The organism is Burkholderia sp. DN3021, from assembly GCF_049805555.1.
GTDB lineage: Bacteria > Pseudomonadota > Gammaproteobacteria > Burkholderiales > Burkholderiaceae > Burkholderia > Burkholderia pyrrocinia_C.
On the sequence record NZ_JBNCAB010000129.1, the window covers coordinates 1 to 14365 of the forward strand.

The following is a 14365-nucleotide window of genomic DNA, read 5'->3' on the forward strand; positions in this document are numbered from 1 at the left end:
CCTGCGGCTGCACCGAGAACGGCAGCAGGCCGCCGAGCTGTCCGGCAACGGAGCCGACGGTCGGCGCGACCGACTTCAGGATGTCGCCGAACACGCCTTGCGGCGCGAACGCAGCCTGCGGTTGAACGGCAAACGGCAGCAGGCCGCCGAGTCGGCCGAGCAGCTCGCCGATCATCGGCGCGGCGGTGCCGACAATGGCCCCGCCCACGCCCTGCGGCGCGAACGCTGCCTGCGGCTGCACCGAGAACGGCAGCAGACCGCCGAGTTGTCCGGCGACGGTGCCGACGGTCGGCGCGACCGACTTGAGGATGTCGCCGAACACGCCCTGCGGCGCGAACGCAGCTTGGGGCTGCGCGGCAAACGGCAGCAGGCCGCCGAGCCGGCCGAGCAGCTCGCCGAGCACCGGCGCAGCGGTGCCGACGATGGCCCCGCCCACGCCCTGCGGCACGAACGCACCTTGCGCCACGGTCGACGCGTAAGCCGGAATGTGTCCCGTGACCGTGTGCGGTACCCCCGGCAATGCATGGTGTACATAAGTCATTTTCAAGTCCTTGATCGAGAGGAAAGAGACGGCGCACAAGCCGCAGGCGGTGCGTCGTGCGCGCCGTTCACATGCCGGCCGGCGATGCTTCCATCGACTCAGGACGCGTGCGTCGAAGCAAACATCGGAGGAATCGGCAGGTCGATTCTGCGAGTCGGGTCCTGCCGGTTCCATTCGGCAAATGCGGTATGCGTCGTTGTCATTGCGAGCCGGACGGCGGAACGGAAAATGGTTCGGTGAGCCAGCCGGAAAGCACGGCCGTATGGAGCAGCGCGCAGATATTGGTGGAGACCGTCTTCCCGAGAAGATGCGAGCGATGCTTGCGGGCGGTCTGGTCACTGATGCCCAGTGCACGGGCAACCTGCTTGTCGCTCATGCCGGCCGCGAGCAGTTTCAGGACCTCGCGTTCGCGCGGCGAGAACGGGTCGGCACGACGCGGCGCGCCGTTTTTTTGAGCACGTCAGGAAAGAGAATGAAATAGCGAATGGTCAGCTGCGCGGATTTCCGGACGCCGAATTTGTCGAGCAGATTTTCACGATGCTTGCGCGCGGTTGATACGGAAAAGACCAGTTCGGCCGCGATTTCACGGTCGGTCAGGCCTTTCGCGACCAGGCCCAACACGACTGTCTCGCGTGTAGTGAGTTTCAAGATCGATTCCCCGTTGACCCTTGAAAGGGCATCCCCTTTTCGTCACGGGAGCGGTGATCTCCTTTGAATTTTCATGACAACCTCACCGGCGACCGGACTCCGCCCCTTACACACGCGACATGCAAAGGTGGATGCGCTCGAGACTGCAGTGATATTTCCGGCCAACCCTTTATGAAACGAATTTGCCGCGAGTATTCATGTCTGCTCGGCGGTCAAAGCAACACTGCTCGGATTATTTGAATTCGGGCGATCGGAACAATGCATCATACGCCCGCCATTCGGCTTTGCATGATGATTGATATTACCGATTGAATTGACTCAATCGACGTGCATTAAATTATGAATTTACAGGTTAATTTTTATTTTTGTTTATAATTATCCGAATTCGACACAAACGAGAAATTCTCGATTATTTAATTACAAAACGAAGAAATCGAATTCGACGATTGAAAGCAACCTGGTCGAGGATTTGCGCTGGGCGTCTTCGTCCGTCCTTCCGAGCCGATCGTTTTTCGTTCGCAGGGCCCGCGCCCGCCAAAGGGGCGTCCGGACGGCCCTGTCGTGGCTTCGTCGAGTAACGCGGAGAGCGTGAGAATGTGAGTCGGTGTCTGCGAGCCACCCGGAAGCGGGCGGCTCATCTGCACTACGCGTAGAAATATAAGAGAAACCCAGTTTTGCCTCGCGGATTTCCCGACAGAAATCCCGATCGCCACTGCCAACACGCAATTCCCGGCTACGTCACCACGCCGACCTGCCAGGGCACGAACTCGTTCTGCCCATAACCGTGCAACTCGCTTTTCGAATACGCGCCCGATGCGCAGTCGAGCATGCTCCTGAAAATGTCGTCGCCTAGCCGGGCGACCGTCGTCGTGCCGTCGATCACACCGCCGCAATTGATGTCGATGTCCTCTTCCTGACGCTCCCAGAGCGCCGTGTTCGTCGCAAGCTTCAGCGACGGCGCCGGCGCGCAGCCGTATGCGGATCCGCGACCGGTCGTGAAGCAGATCAGGTTCGCGCCCGACGCAACCTGCCCCGTCGCGGACATCGGGTCGTAGCCCGGTGAATCCATGAAAACCAGGCCGCGCGCATCGATCCGCTGCGCGTACTCGAACACGTCGACGAGGTTCGTGGTGCCCGCTTTCGCGATCGCGCCCAGCGATTTCTCGAGGATCGTCGTGAGTCCGCCCGCCTTGTTGCCGGCCGACGGATTATTGTCCAGCGCGGCGCCGTTGCGCGCGCAATAGCCTTCCCACCAGGCGATTCGCGCGAGCAGCTTCTCGCCGACCTCGCGGCTGACGGCGCGCCGGGTAAGCAGATGCTCGGCGCCGTAGACTTCCGGCGTCTCGGAGAGTATCGCGGTGCCGCCCTGGCGCACCAGGCGGTCGACCGCCGCACCCAGCGCGGGATTCGCGGAGATGCCAGAGTATCCGTCGGAGCCGCCGCACTGCAGCCCCACCACGAGATGCGATGCCGGCACCGCGACACGCGTCGTACGGTTCGCTTCCGCGAGCATGTCCGTGACCATCGCGATGCCGCGCTCGATCGTCTTGCGCGTGCCGCCGCTTTCCTGAATCGTGAAATGCTGCAGGCGTGCGGCATCCGCGTGCCCGCCTTCGCGAAGCACATCGCCGATCTGATTGGTCTCGCACCCCAGGCCGATGAACAGCACCGAATGGAAGTTCGGATGCGCGGCGTAGCCGGCCAGCGTTCTGCGGAGAATCGCGATCCCGTCGCCGCGCGAGTCGATTCCGCAGCCGAGCCCGTGCGTGAGCGCGATCACCCCGTCGATGTTCGGATAACCGGCCAGTGCCTGCGGGCGCACATCGCGCCGGAAATGGTCGGCGATCGCGCGAGCCACCGTCGCGGAACAATTCACGCTCGTCAGTATGCCGATGTAATTGCGCGTCGCGATCCGTCCGTCAGATCGGCGAATGCCCATGAAGGTCGCCGGTGTTTCGTCGAACAGCGTCGGACTCGCGGCCACGCCGAATTCATGCTCGCGCGCGAACTCGGCCATGCCGAGATTGTGCATGTGCACGTGCTGGCCGCGCGCGATCGCTTCGCGCGCGACGCCGATGATCTGGTTGTAGCGCCTGATCGGCTCGCCTTTCGCGATGTCGCGTGTCGCGATCTTGTGACCGGGCGGAATCAGGCCGGCGACGACGAGCGCCTCGGATGCGATCCGGGCGCCGGATACGAGCTGGCGCGTCGCGATCACGACATCGTCGTTCGGATGCAGTCGGATCGCGACCTGTTCGGTGGCGGAGATAGCCATGATGATGATCCTGGATGGGTCGTGGGATGGCGCGCTGGCGAAGGTTATCGATGCGTGCCGACCTGCGCGCCGCCGTGCGTGCCTTCGGCCGCCGCGTGCCCCATGCCGCGCAGCGAACGCAGCAGCAGCACGCTGACGAAGCACAACGCGGCGACCACCACGAAGCCGGCGCGCGAATCGTGCGACGCCGCGTCCGCGAACGCCTTGATCTGAGGCGACACGAAGCCGCCGAGATTGCCGATCGACACGATGAACGCGATGCCGCTCGCCGCGCCCGTCCCGCCGAGATAGCGTGTCGGCAGGCACCAGAACACCGGCTGGCACGCGACAAGGCCGGGAATCGCGATGCAGAATGCGAGCAGGGTCGGCACCGGCGTATTGATCACGGACAGCGACGCGAACGCGAGGATCCCGACCGTCAGCATGCCGGCCGCGACCTGCAGATGATTGTCGCGACGATCCGCGAAGCGGGTCGCGACGATCATCGCGCCGATCGTGCACAGCCAGGGAATCATCAGCAGCAGACCGATTTTTCCATTGACCTGGGAGCCCATCGTCGCGGCGAATTTCGACGGCAGGTAGAACGCGAGCGGCGCATTGCCGATCTGGATGCAGAAGTACGCGGCAATGAACGTCAGCACGCGGCGGTCCTTCAGCACGCCGAACACGGCCGTCGACAGATGCCGGGGCTTCGCGCGCTCCTCGGCGTCGAGTGCGTGGCTCAGCGCCCGCTTCTCGTCCTCGGTCAGCCAGCGCGCGTCTTTCGGCCGGCTCGTCAGGTAGAAGAACGCGATCACGCCGACCACGGTCGCCATCAGGCCCTCGACCAGGTACATCCATTGCCAGTTCCGCAAGCCGAACATGTCATGCATCTGCAACAGGAAGCCCGACAGCGGATTGCCGATCAGCATCGCGATCGGCACGCCGAAGTAGAAGAGCCCGAGCGCACGGGCGCGCCCCTTCGCCGGAAACCAGTAGGTCAGGTACAGGATGATCCCGGGAAAGAATCCGGCCTCCGCCGCACCTAGCAGGAAACGGATCCAGTAGAACTGCGTCGGCGTGTGGGCAAACATCATCGATGCCGACACGAAGCCCCACGTCACCATGATTCGGCTCATCCATACGCGGGCGCCGATGCGGTTCATGATGAGGTTGCTCGGCACCTCGAACAACGCGTAGCCGATGAAGAAGATACCGGCGCCGAATGCGAACGCCGCGTCGCTCAGGCCCGTATCGGCCTGATAGGCGATCTTTGCGAAACCGACGTTCGCGCGGTCGATAAACGCCAGCGCGTACATCAGCGTCAGGAACGGCAGGAGCCGGATCGCGGCCTTCCTGACCGCGCCGGCGAGGTGCTGCGATTGTTGAGGATCATGGTTCATCGTTGTCTCCGGGATTGTTCTCGTCGTGGGGCCGATCGCTCACGTCCGCCATTCGGGCCCGTTCGGGTAGGCAAATGCATCGAGCGACGCCTCCTTCAACTGGCAATCGCCTGCGACCATCTCATGCCAGTACGCGCCGAAGTCCGCCGTGATCTCCTCGAGCGAGCGCCCGATCACGAACAGCTTCGCGAGCGACTTCACCGCATCGACGCACAGTTCGTTGCCGCGGCCGATCGTGAAGGTCAGGCCGTGCCCGTCGATGCCGTTGCGCGCATCGGTAACGATGCGTCACATAGGTCGCCGAGTAGTCCGAATTACCGTTCATCGCGTCGGGGCCGTCCATGCTCTTCGACGTCGGGAAACGAATGTCACGTACCTGCACATCGATAATGCGTGTCGTCATCGCTGCATGTCTCGTTGTCGTTTCATCTCGTCTGATCTTGTCGCCGCGCACGGACACCCCTGCAACGAGCCCGGTCGCTGCGGCCGTTCAGCCAAGCGCCGCAATCAGGCGCGGCTGCCCGATCGGCAACTTCAGCGCGCGCGCCATTTCGAGCACCGGGCGCAGGCGTCGCAGCTTCTTCATGTCGTGATTGCCGGCAATGTCGGCCAGCCGGTGCGCGAGGAATGGATTCGCGAACCTGTCGCGTACCTCGTCCAGATACGACAGCGCCGCGTCGCGCTCGCCGAGCGCAACGAACACCGGCATCACCTCGTCGTTCCACACCGCTTCGAGCGGTTCGCGATATGCGGGATCGTCCATCGCCGCACCGACCGTCATGTCCGCCGCACCGCCGAGCGCGAGCCATTGCTGCGCGAGCATCGTGTGTCCAAGATTGAGCAGCAGCAGTTTCAGGCGCTCGTAGCGCTCGAGATCGTCGGTCACGACGATGTCGGGGTGTTCGCACGGCAGCGTCATCCCGGCCGTGCGCCGAACCGCCCACAGCGCATATGGCTCGGCAATCGCGCCGACCGGATGGATCGGCTCCGACACGATGCGGTCGACGAGGGAATTGACCCACACGCAGCCGCCGATCAGGTAATCGACGAATGCCGCGTCCGCGCGCCAGCCCCGCGCGACGCCGACCACCAGGTTGCGCAGCGTGTCGCCGTTGCGCGCGACGAGTTCGCACGGCAGCAGCGTGACGGGCTCGCCGCCTGCCCGGAAACGCTCGTGCAGGAGCACCGCAAGCTTCGCCGCGAAGCCGCGCGGCGTGCGGCGCCCGTCGAGCAGGCCCGCGCCGTCGTCGTCGAACAGCGCATAACCGCTGTCGCCGGTGTTCGATACGATCACCCGGACGTCGTGCGCCACGCGCTCTCGCAACAGCGCCCAGTCCTCGCTCGCATGCAGCGCTTCCGTGATCGCCACGCAGTCGACCTGCCGGTCGATCGTCTCGCCATGCCGCCTGCCGCGGATTCTCACCGGATAGCGTCCGGCCGCGCGCAGCGCATCGATGCGCGCGCGACTCTCGGCGCTCGACGTCGTCTGCACGACCGTCACCGCACCGAGCGCGCGGCCGACCGCCAGCGCTTCGGACGTGAACAGGTCGACATGCGCCTGCAGGAAGCGGCTGGTACCGAATTGCAGGATCGGATTGGCCATCGGTTTGCCGTCCGCGCTCAGCATTCGACGAGCGCCTTGATCACGCCGGCGTCCGGTTCGAGCAGCTCCGCGAAGCGGTCGGGCAGATCGGCCAGGCTCAGCGCGTGCGTCTTCAGCGCATCGGTCGGAACCTGGCCGGCACGCATCGCGGCGAGCACCGTTTCGAAATCCACCGGCGTCGCGTTGCGGCTCGCGAGCAGCGTCGTTTCGCGTTTGTGGAATTCCGGGTCCGAGAACGAGATGCGCCCTTTTACGAGCGAGATCAGCACGTACTTGCCGCCGTGCGCGACGAAGTCGAGGCCGCGCTCCATCGCCGCGAGATTGCCGGTGGCATCGAACACGACGTCGAAAAACTCATCGTCGGTGAGCGCTGCGAGACGCCGCACGTCCGCGCCCTCCCCCGTCGTATCGAGCCGCACGGCGGCGTGCGCACCCAGCGCCGTCTCGCAAACCGCGAGCCGGTCTGCGCGAGCGTCGAGCACGCAAACCCGCGCGCCGCGCAGCGTCGCGAAAATCAGCGCAGCCATGCCGATCGGACCGGCGCCGACAACCAGCACGCGCTGCCCGGAGCGAACGTCGGCACGCGCCACGGCGTGTGCGCCGATCGCGAGGAATTCGATCATCGCGGCCTGATCGAGCGTGACGCCGTTCGCGTCGAACACGAATGCCCGCGGGACGGCGAGGTATTCGGCCATGCCGCCGTCCGCGTGCACGCCCAGCACCTGGATTCGCGTGCAGCAGTTCGTCTTGCCGGCCCGGCACGCGATACACGTGCCGCATGACAGGTACGGCATCACGTAGACCTGGTCGCCGGCCTTGACGCGCCCGCCCGCCGGGGCGCTCTCGACGATGCCGGCCAGTTCGTGCCCCATCACGCGCGGATAGGCAAGATACGGCTGGTTGCCGGTGAAAATGTGCATGTCGGTACCGCATACGCCGACCCGCTTCACGCGAATCAGCACATCGTCGGGCCCCGCGGCCGGCATCGGACGCTCGGCAACGACGAGGCGGCCGGGTTCTTCGCAAATGACTGTTCTCATCGGGATCTCGATAACGTATGAAAAGAGGACGGTGTTGATGCAAATTGGCCTGACCAGGCGAAGGCTATTGGCCTGACCATTTGTGGTCAAGCCAATTTCGTCAAATCCATGGAAAACACCTAGATCGCGACGCTGCCGAGAAAACCCATGACAGGCCTTGTTCGACCGTCCCATAAGGCGTTTACCGGCACACGCCAAGCAGCAGACGATGCCGTCTCTGGACACTCTGGTAAGGCCAATTCAAAGCCGAGTGCAAACTACTCTGACGCTGGTCTCCAGAACGCCTGACAAATTGGTCAGGCCAACCAAAGTTCAGTAGACTCGTTGCTCCGGAACACACGTGCGCGATCCGCCGCGAGGGGGAGCATTGCCGGGCCAGTTCAATCAGGTGGATACCCGCCGTCTCTATCAGCGCATCGCCGACCAGATTCGCTCTCTGATCGAGGAGGGGCGCTTTGCCGACGGAGAACGCCTGCCGCCCGAGCGGGATCTCGCACAACAGCTTGGGGTTTCGCGGCCGTCCGTTCGGGAGGCGCTCATTGCCCTGGAGATCGAAGGCATCGTCGAGGTGCGGATGGGGGCCGGCGTGTTTGTGTGTGCCGTCGCGAAGGCCCCGGCCGCGCCTGCGGCATCGCTTGGCGAAAACCCGATCGAGCTGATGAATGCCCGTGCGGCGCTGGAAGGCAGCGTGATCGAGTTGGCCTGCGCCCGCGCGACGCCCGAACTGCTGGCACCTGTACGTCGCGCCGTGGAAGCGATGCGATCCGCGATTGCGGAAGGCCGCTCGCCGCTCCAGCACGATCGTGAGCTTCACGTGGCAATTGCCGCGATGACGGGCAATTTCGTTCTGGTCCGACTGGTGGGCGAGCTCTTCGATGGACGCCACAGTCCGATCTCGTCACGCGTCAGCGCACGGGCGGAGAGCAGGCAAACGTGGGCCAAAGCACTCGATGAGCATGAATCGATCCTTCATGCGCTCGATAATGGCGAAGTGCTGATGGCACAGGCAGCCATGCGGACACATCTTTACGCTTCGCAACGACGCTGGCTGGAGCAGGAGCGCAGCTGAAGAGACTGTGCGGCGCGCCAACGGCAACCTGTCGTCAGCGGCGCGCACGCTCGGCATTACCCGCGCGCAACCGGCTTATCGTCTGCAGCAGCGGGCGGACGAGCCCACCAAGGTGACGTGCCGTCGGCGATCTGCCGGGCGATGCTCCGCCGCCATCAACCGAGCGCCACGGACTGATCCGGTGCTTGCCGCCATACGCCGGCAAGCACCGCCCGAACCCGCCGCCCTCCATCACCCGACGATCACCTGCTGCCCGGGAGCGATCTCGCCCGGCTTGCTCGCCAGATTCCGGTTGAGCTGCAGGATCTCGTTGAGCGCGACGTTGATCCGCTGACCGTCCGACATCCGCTGCTGTTGATCGGCCGGCACATGTGCCGCGGCAAGCAGCGATCCTTCGTGACGTTCGGCAATCGTCCACAACGAATCGCCCGCGACCACGTTCACGGTCAGCGGCGTGGCACTTGGCGAACTCGACGGAGGCTGCGCCGGTTGCGACGGTGTCGCGGATGCGCTCGGTTGCGACGGCGTCGCTGACGCGTTCGGCTGAGCCGGCGCCGTCGTCGCGCCTGGCGACGGCGCCAGCGACGCGCCCGGCGTCGGCGTCCCGGCGTTCGAACCCGAATGATTCGTCGATGAACCGGGCGTCTTGTGCTTATCATCCGACGCCGTCGCCGAGGTAATCAGATTGATCCCCTGCATGACGCCGAAGATCGCCACCGGCGCCAGCGCGATGCCGGTCGGCAAGCGCTCCAGCCACGGCGTCGCATTCGGGAAATGCGAATGCAGGCGCCCGGCACCGAGCAGCACGCCGGACATCGTCGTCAGCGTGCCGGTATACGGATCGCCCGTCATCGCGGTATGGATGCCGCTTGCGATGCTCATCGCCGAGGTCAGGTAATCGCCGGTCGCGCTCACGGTACGCGCCAGCTGGCTGCGATTCTCGGCATTCACGCCGCGCAGGCTGCCCTTGTAAACGATGCCGGTATAGGCGGCGCTGAATAGCCCGCCCACGGCCTGCCCGCCGGCCACCAAGTCTCCCGTCGCGTACGCCCTGGCCACGTTCATCGTGATCGAGCCGGCGTAACCGCCCAGCGCAAGCACGCGGCCGATCCGGCCGATCGAGTGTCGCGGGCTGCCGTGATGCAGCAGCTTCAGCGACGTCCCGCCCACCACGCCCTGCATCTGCGCGAGCATGTCGGCGGCGATCGCCTTCGTATGCGTCACCGTATCGTCGAACGACAGTTGCCCGTCATCGTTGAGCGCGCGCAGCTGCGCAGCCTTTGCCTTGCCCTCGTACGCAATCTGCTCCAGTTGCGCGCCGCGCCCCGCCACGTCGAAACCGTTCGCCTTCAGTTGCGTCTGCAGCCCGCGCACGAGCCGGTCGACCACCCGGTCGAACACGCGCGGATCGCCGTTCTTCAGGCTGGCGACCGCGCCGTGATGCAGCGCCTGGAACACGCGGCCGACCCGCAGCCCGGCATACAGCGAATTCGTCGCGGTGCGCACCGACTCCCGGCCCAGCCCGATGAGCAAGCCGGCCCCGGCGCCACCGGTCACGGCGGCCGCCGTGATGTCGCCGGCAATCCGCCGCGGCGACGGCGGCGGCCGGTTGTCGCCGATCGGCTCGTCATGCACACGCAGCGCATGCAGTTCCGCCTGTGCGCGCTTCGCGTCGGGAATGGCGACCTGCGCGAGCTGGGCGGCCTCCCGGCGGCTCGCGCCGATCGGCTTCGTGCCGTCGTTGATCAGCGCGGGATCTCGCACGACCGCACGCCAGTGGTCGAGCGGGTCCGCCGCGGCCGGCCGCGCGCGCGTGGTCACGCGGTCGGGCACGCCGGCGCCGTACTGTTCCAGCCAGCGAGCGCCGAACGTGCGCGCGCCCCGTTCCGTCTCGTTGCGCGGCGGATTGCCGTCGGCTTCCCATAGCGGCATCGCATGCTCGATCGTCGCCTTGCGCGCCTGGTTCAGCCACACGGTCGTGTTGCCTTCGTAGAGCTGCTGACGCAGCGCGGCCACGTCGGCGGGCGTCATCCCGTGCGCCGCGCCGATCCGCTCGACTTCCGCGAACAGCAGCTGATGCTGGTTCGCCAGCGTCTGCCGGTCGACGCGCTCGAACACGCGCGTCAACGCGTCGGCACCGTGCAGGCGTCCGATCACGTCGGGCCGGTTGCGGTATTCGACGATCAGCTTCGCGAGCGCGCCGGTGAGATCGTGGTTGCCGATGAAGTCCGCGCCGTGCGTGCCGTACGACAGGCCCATGTGCACCCACTCGAGCCCGTTGCGTTCGAGCACCGCGCGCAGCAGCTTTTCATGGCCGCCGCCCGGCACCGACTCCGGCACCGCGTCCCAGCCGTGGAACGTGACCATCACGTTCGGCGCCGCGACGCCCGGATTCGCGTTGGCCCAGCGTTCGAGCGCCGTAAACATCCGCACATAGTCGTGATAGGTGTCGTTGGTGCCCGACTGGAACCGGTAGTCGGCGCCGGATACGAGCGCGCGCGACGGCGCGGTCTCGAGCCGGATCGCGAAACCCGAGCGCGCGGCCTCGTCGAGCCAGCGATGCAGATGCGCGAGATCGTCGAGCGCGAGCGCCTTGCCGTCCGTGCCGGGCGCGGGATGGATCATTCCGTTCTCGCCGTCGAACACGGCGTTTTTCTGGTCGCCGAGCGCATCCACCGCGCGCAGGAAATCCGGATCGTGCGCCTTGCCGAGCGCCGCCGCGAGCGAATGCGGATCGACCACGAGCGTGACGACCGGCATCACGCCGCCGTGCCGCTCGACCTGCTTCGTCATCAGCGCCGGATCGTCGCTCAGCGAGAACGAACGCGCCATCGGCACCATGCGGTCCTGCAATTGCGCGTTCGAGCGCGTGAAGAACTGCCGGATGCGCTTGTCGGCGACCGTCGCCGCGCCGAACCGGCGCGTGCGCTGCCTGCCCGGCACCGGCAGGAAGCGCGACGACGACGTCGGCACGTCGCGCGCGACATACAGCTTGTTGAGCAGCGTCCGCCACATGCCCACGTCGACCATCACGGCCTGCGGCTCGCCCTTCAGCACCAGATCCTCCATGTTGCCGGCGCGCTGCGCCTGCTTGTTGAAGGCCTCGACCTGCTCGTGCGTGGGGAAGTACTGCTCGGGTTTGGCCGCGCCGTTGCGCAAATTGAACTCGACGACCGTGGTCGACGACAGCCCCGGCTGGTACGGCTCGATCGCCAGCGTCTCCAGCGCCGCGCCGTTGCGGGAGAAGCCGCTCCGCCGCAGGCGCTGCAATTCGCCGCGCACTTCGTTGTAGCCGAGCCGCGTGCGCGCCGCGAGCGCGCGGAACGGCGCGGACTGGCGGCCGCGCGCCTCCGCGTCACGCAGTTGCCCGAGCAGCGCCTGCTCGCGCGCCTCGAGCGCCGCGACGCGCGTCGGCCGCGCGGCCTTCAGGAATTCGCGCGGCGACAGTTGCGTGAGCAGGAAATGCATGTCCGCGCCGAACCGGTCGGTGCCGATCGGCATTTCGTCGAGCGCGACACCGTTGCGGCTCGCGTTGTTCGCGTCGCGGACGTTGTCGAACCAGCGCATCTCGCCGTTGCGCTCGGCGATCACGCCGCGCGGGTCGCCGAGCGCTTCCGCCACCGGGCCGTCGGTCTCGAACACGTAGATCACGTGCTGGCCGCCGCTCACCGAGCCGTTCCGGATCGCGGTCAGCAGGTGCGGCACGCTGTTGCCGCTGAAGTCGACCGCGTTGAACGCGGACTGGTCGGACGGCAACAGATGCGGATCGACGAGCGGCGAGCGCGCCGCGGTGTCGCCCCCGCCCTGCTCCGCGTCCGCGCGCACCAGCGGCCGGCGGGTCGGCACGATCGACTGGAACGTGTCGCCCGCCGTGCGGCGCGGCTTCGTGTCGGTATCGGGCTCCTTCGCCGGCCGAAAGCCGCCGATCCGGTCGACGGTCTCGGGCTTGACGTCGCTGGCCACGAAGCGGATGCCGCGCCGCGGCGAGCGTCCGACCGGAATGCCGCCCCTGCGCTGCCGCCGGAACACCGCGCGCAGATCCTGTTCGGGAATCTCGGTGTCGGCGAGCGGCGCCTTCTCGTAGTACTTCCATTCGTGAGCCGCGTTGCGCTCCGCGTAGCCGAGCACTTTGCCCGTCTCGTCGTCGATCACGTGGATCCAGCGACGGTCGCCTTCGACCGCGCGCACGGCCTGACGCGGCCGCTTGAAGCGCGGCGCGTCCTGCAGCTTCGCGATGTCGGCGGCCAGCTCGCCATCGACTTGTCGGTTCGATGCCGCCACCGACCACGACGATTTGCCGTCCGGCGTCTTGATCGTCGACGGGCCGCCGAAGCGCATCAGTTCGTCGTGCGCAACCGGCGACACATAGAAGTTGTAGCTGCGGCGCGTATTGCGCCCCTTGCTGCCGGCATTCGTCAGCGCCTTCTTGAGCGCGTTCGGCACGCGCTTGCCGTCCAGCATCCGCACCGGACCGAGCGCGCCGTTCGCGTCGGTCTCGAGCACCGCGACGACGGTCGGCGGTGCATGTTCGGCGTCGGCGGCGGGCCGCGCGGCATGCACGGCGACCAGCACGTGCGCGTTGGGGCCGAGCCGGCGCGCGAGCCCGTCGAGGGTCGGCGCATGCGCGCCGTCGACGCGCGTCAGCGTGCGCCGCTCCAGGCTGTCGAGCCATGCGGCGGCGCTTGCCTGGGCTTCGGCTGTCGCGGCCACCGTGGCGCCCTCCGGCACGGCGGGCGCGCCCGCATGACCGGCTGCCGCGGCTGGCGTCGGCGCGCCGGACGGATTGCCTGCAGGCCCCGTGAGCCGGCTGGCCGCCGGCCCCGCCGGTCCGATCATCGGCCATGTCGGGCTGCCGTCGGCCGCGCCGACCGCGCGCGTTCCGCCGGCATGCACGGCCGCATACCCTTCCGGCAATCCGGAGCGATCCACGCCGACGAGCCGGTACGACACGTCGCCGGTTGCCGCGTCGCGGGTCCGCACGACATACATGTCGACGCCGGCCGGCTTGAACAGCTCGCCGCCGGGCGTGGTGACGCGCAGCGCGCTTGCCGGATCGTGGCCGAGCGCCGACAACAGCACGACGTCGGCCGGTGCGGCAGCATCGACGGCAGCCAGGTTCGCGGTCGCGCTGGCCGCGACGCGTTCCTGCGCCGTCAGGTCGCCCTGTGCGAAGACGGTTTCGTCCGGCAACGCATCGGCCGGCACGTACGCGTAATTGCGCGGCCCCGGATGCGCCGCATCGAGCGCCTGCCCGAGATCGTCGTGCGCGACTACCCGCGTGCCTTCGGGCAACGCGCGCTGTCCGTCGGGCGTCGCGCGGCCCTGCGCGTGCGTTGCCGCAGCCGTGGCGTCGGGCACCGTGCCGCTGAACCGGAACCAGCCGTCCTCGGGATCGAGCGCGCCGAAATCGGTGCCGCTGCCGAGCACGATGCTGCCGTCGCGCGTCACGAATTCGACGCGCAGGTTCGTCAGGCCGGCTTCGTCGAACGCCTGCATCACGCCGTCGATCACGCGGGTCGGTTGCGGGTCGTCGAGGAAATAGCTCGGCCAGTGCTGGCTCACGGTGCCGCCGGCGCGCGTGACGCGCGCGGCGTCGCCGATCACGCCCGGCCGATCGGTCAGCGCGCTGCGGAACGGATGGTCGAGCGTGACGGATTCGAACGTATCGTCCGGAATCGCGGTGAAGTCGTAGCCGGGATCGGCAAACGTCGGATCGGGCACGCGCGGCACCGTCGGCCGCGCCGGCGTGTCTCGCATCGGCCGGGCCGCCGTGTGCGCGGCGGCCGGCGACGGCTGCGCGTCCGGCG

10 protein-coding genes and 1 pseudogene are annotated in these 14365 nt (G+C 66.9%); 2 read left to right on the plus strand and 9 right to left on the minus strand.

Features of this window, described 5'->3' with window-relative positions:
• From ACPUER_RS34225 to ACPUER_RS34260, 8 genes are all read right to left on the minus strand, one after another.
• On the minus strand, window positions 1–541 hold a 541-nt coding region (locus ACPUER_RS34225; RefSeq protein WP_425133264.1), incomplete at its 3' end, for a hypothetical protein.
• A gap of 199 nt (window positions 542–740) precedes the next feature.
• Window positions 741–917, minus strand: coding sequence for a hypothetical protein (locus tag ACPUER_RS34230; RefSeq protein WP_425133265.1), 177 nt, complete (start codon window positions 915–917; stop codon window positions 741–743).
• Window positions 918–934: 17 nt separating this feature from the next.
• Window positions 935–1189, minus strand: a complete 255-nt coding sequence (locus ACPUER_RS34235) for a LuxR C-terminal-related transcriptional regulator (RefSeq protein WP_310137869.1) — start codon at window positions 1187–1189, stop codon at window positions 935–937.
• A gap of 733 nt (window positions 1190–1922) precedes the next feature.
• The gene (locus tag ACPUER_RS34240) at window positions 1923–3464 is read right to left on the minus strand and encodes a UxaA family hydrolase (RefSeq protein ID WP_425133266.1); all 1542 of its coding nucleotides are present in this window, start codon (window positions 3462–3464) and stop codon (window positions 1923–1925) included.
• Between the two features lie 44 nt (window positions 3465–3508).
• Entirely contained in the window at window positions 3509–4846 is a 1338-nt protein-coding gene (locus ACPUER_RS34245; protein WP_425133267.1) for an MFS transporter, read from the minus strand.
• A 39-nt stretch (window positions 4847–4885) separates the two neighbouring features.
• Window positions 4886–5047: a hypothetical protein gene (locus ACPUER_RS34250; RefSeq protein ID WP_310137860.1), complete on the minus strand. Its 162-nt coding sequence runs from the start codon at window positions 5045–5047 to the stop codon at window positions 4886–4888.
• Window positions 5048–5336: 289 nt separating this feature from the next.
• Window positions 5337–6449: a mannitol dehydrogenase family protein gene (locus tag ACPUER_RS34255; protein WP_425133268.1), complete on the minus strand. Its 1113-nt coding sequence runs from the start codon at window positions 6447–6449 to the stop codon at window positions 5337–5339.
• A gap of 17 nt (window positions 6450–6466) precedes the next feature.
• Window positions 6467–7489 (minus strand): zinc-binding alcohol dehydrogenase family protein, encoded by a 1023-nt coding sequence (locus ACPUER_RS34260; protein WP_425133269.1) that lies wholly within the window; start codon window positions 7487–7489, stop codon window positions 6467–6469.
• A 340-nt stretch (window positions 7490–7829) separates the two neighbouring features.
• On the opposite strand from ACPUER_RS34260, the gene ACPUER_RS34265 reads away from it, so the two are divergent.
• Both ACPUER_RS34265 and ACPUER_RS34270 read left to right on the plus strand, forming a co-directional pair.
• Window positions 7830–8558: a FadR/GntR family transcriptional regulator gene (locus ACPUER_RS34265; RefSeq protein ID WP_425133270.1), complete on the plus strand. Its 729-nt coding sequence runs from the start codon at window positions 7830–7832 to the stop codon at window positions 8556–8558.
• Window positions 8557–8661: pseudogene (locus tag ACPUER_RS34270) on the plus strand (helix-turn-helix domain-containing protein); the annotation flags it as partial. The gene ACPUER_RS34265 and the pseudogene ACPUER_RS34270, both read left to right, overlap by 2 nt.
• Window positions 8662–8789: 128 nt before the next feature.
• Here the strand turns inward: ACPUER_RS34270 and ACPUER_RS34275 are convergent.
• A complete protein-coding gene (locus ACPUER_RS34275) occupies window positions 8790–14315 on the minus strand; it encodes an LWXIA domain-containing protein (RefSeq protein WP_425133271.1) in 5526 nt (1841 codons plus the stop codon).
• Between the last annotated feature and the right edge of the window lie 50 nt (window positions 14316–14365).

Coding starts and splice junctions, on each gene's coding strand:
- ACPUER_RS34230 (WP_425133265.1), bottom strand. CDS start 917: ATGAGCGACAAGCAGGTTGCCCGTGCACTGGGCATCAGTGACCAGACC.
- ACPUER_RS34275 (WP_425133271.1), bottom strand. CDS start 14,315: ATGCGAGACACGCCGGCGCGGCCGACGGTGCCGCGCGTGCCCGATCCG.
- ACPUER_RS34245 (WP_425133267.1), bottom strand. CDS start 4,846: ATGAACCATGATCCTCAACAATCGCAGCACCTCGCCGGCGCGGTCAGG.
- ACPUER_RS34255 (WP_425133268.1), bottom strand. CDS start 6,449: ATGGCCAATCCGATCCTGCAATTCGGTACCAGCCGCTTCCTGCAGGCG.
- ACPUER_RS34240 (WP_425133266.1), bottom strand. CDS start 3,464: ATGGCTATCTCCGCCACCGAACAGGTCGCGATCCGACTGCATCCGAAC.
- ACPUER_RS34260 (WP_425133269.1), bottom strand. CDS start 7,489: ATGAGAACAGTCATTTGCGAAGAACCCGGCCGCCTCGTCGTTGCCGAG.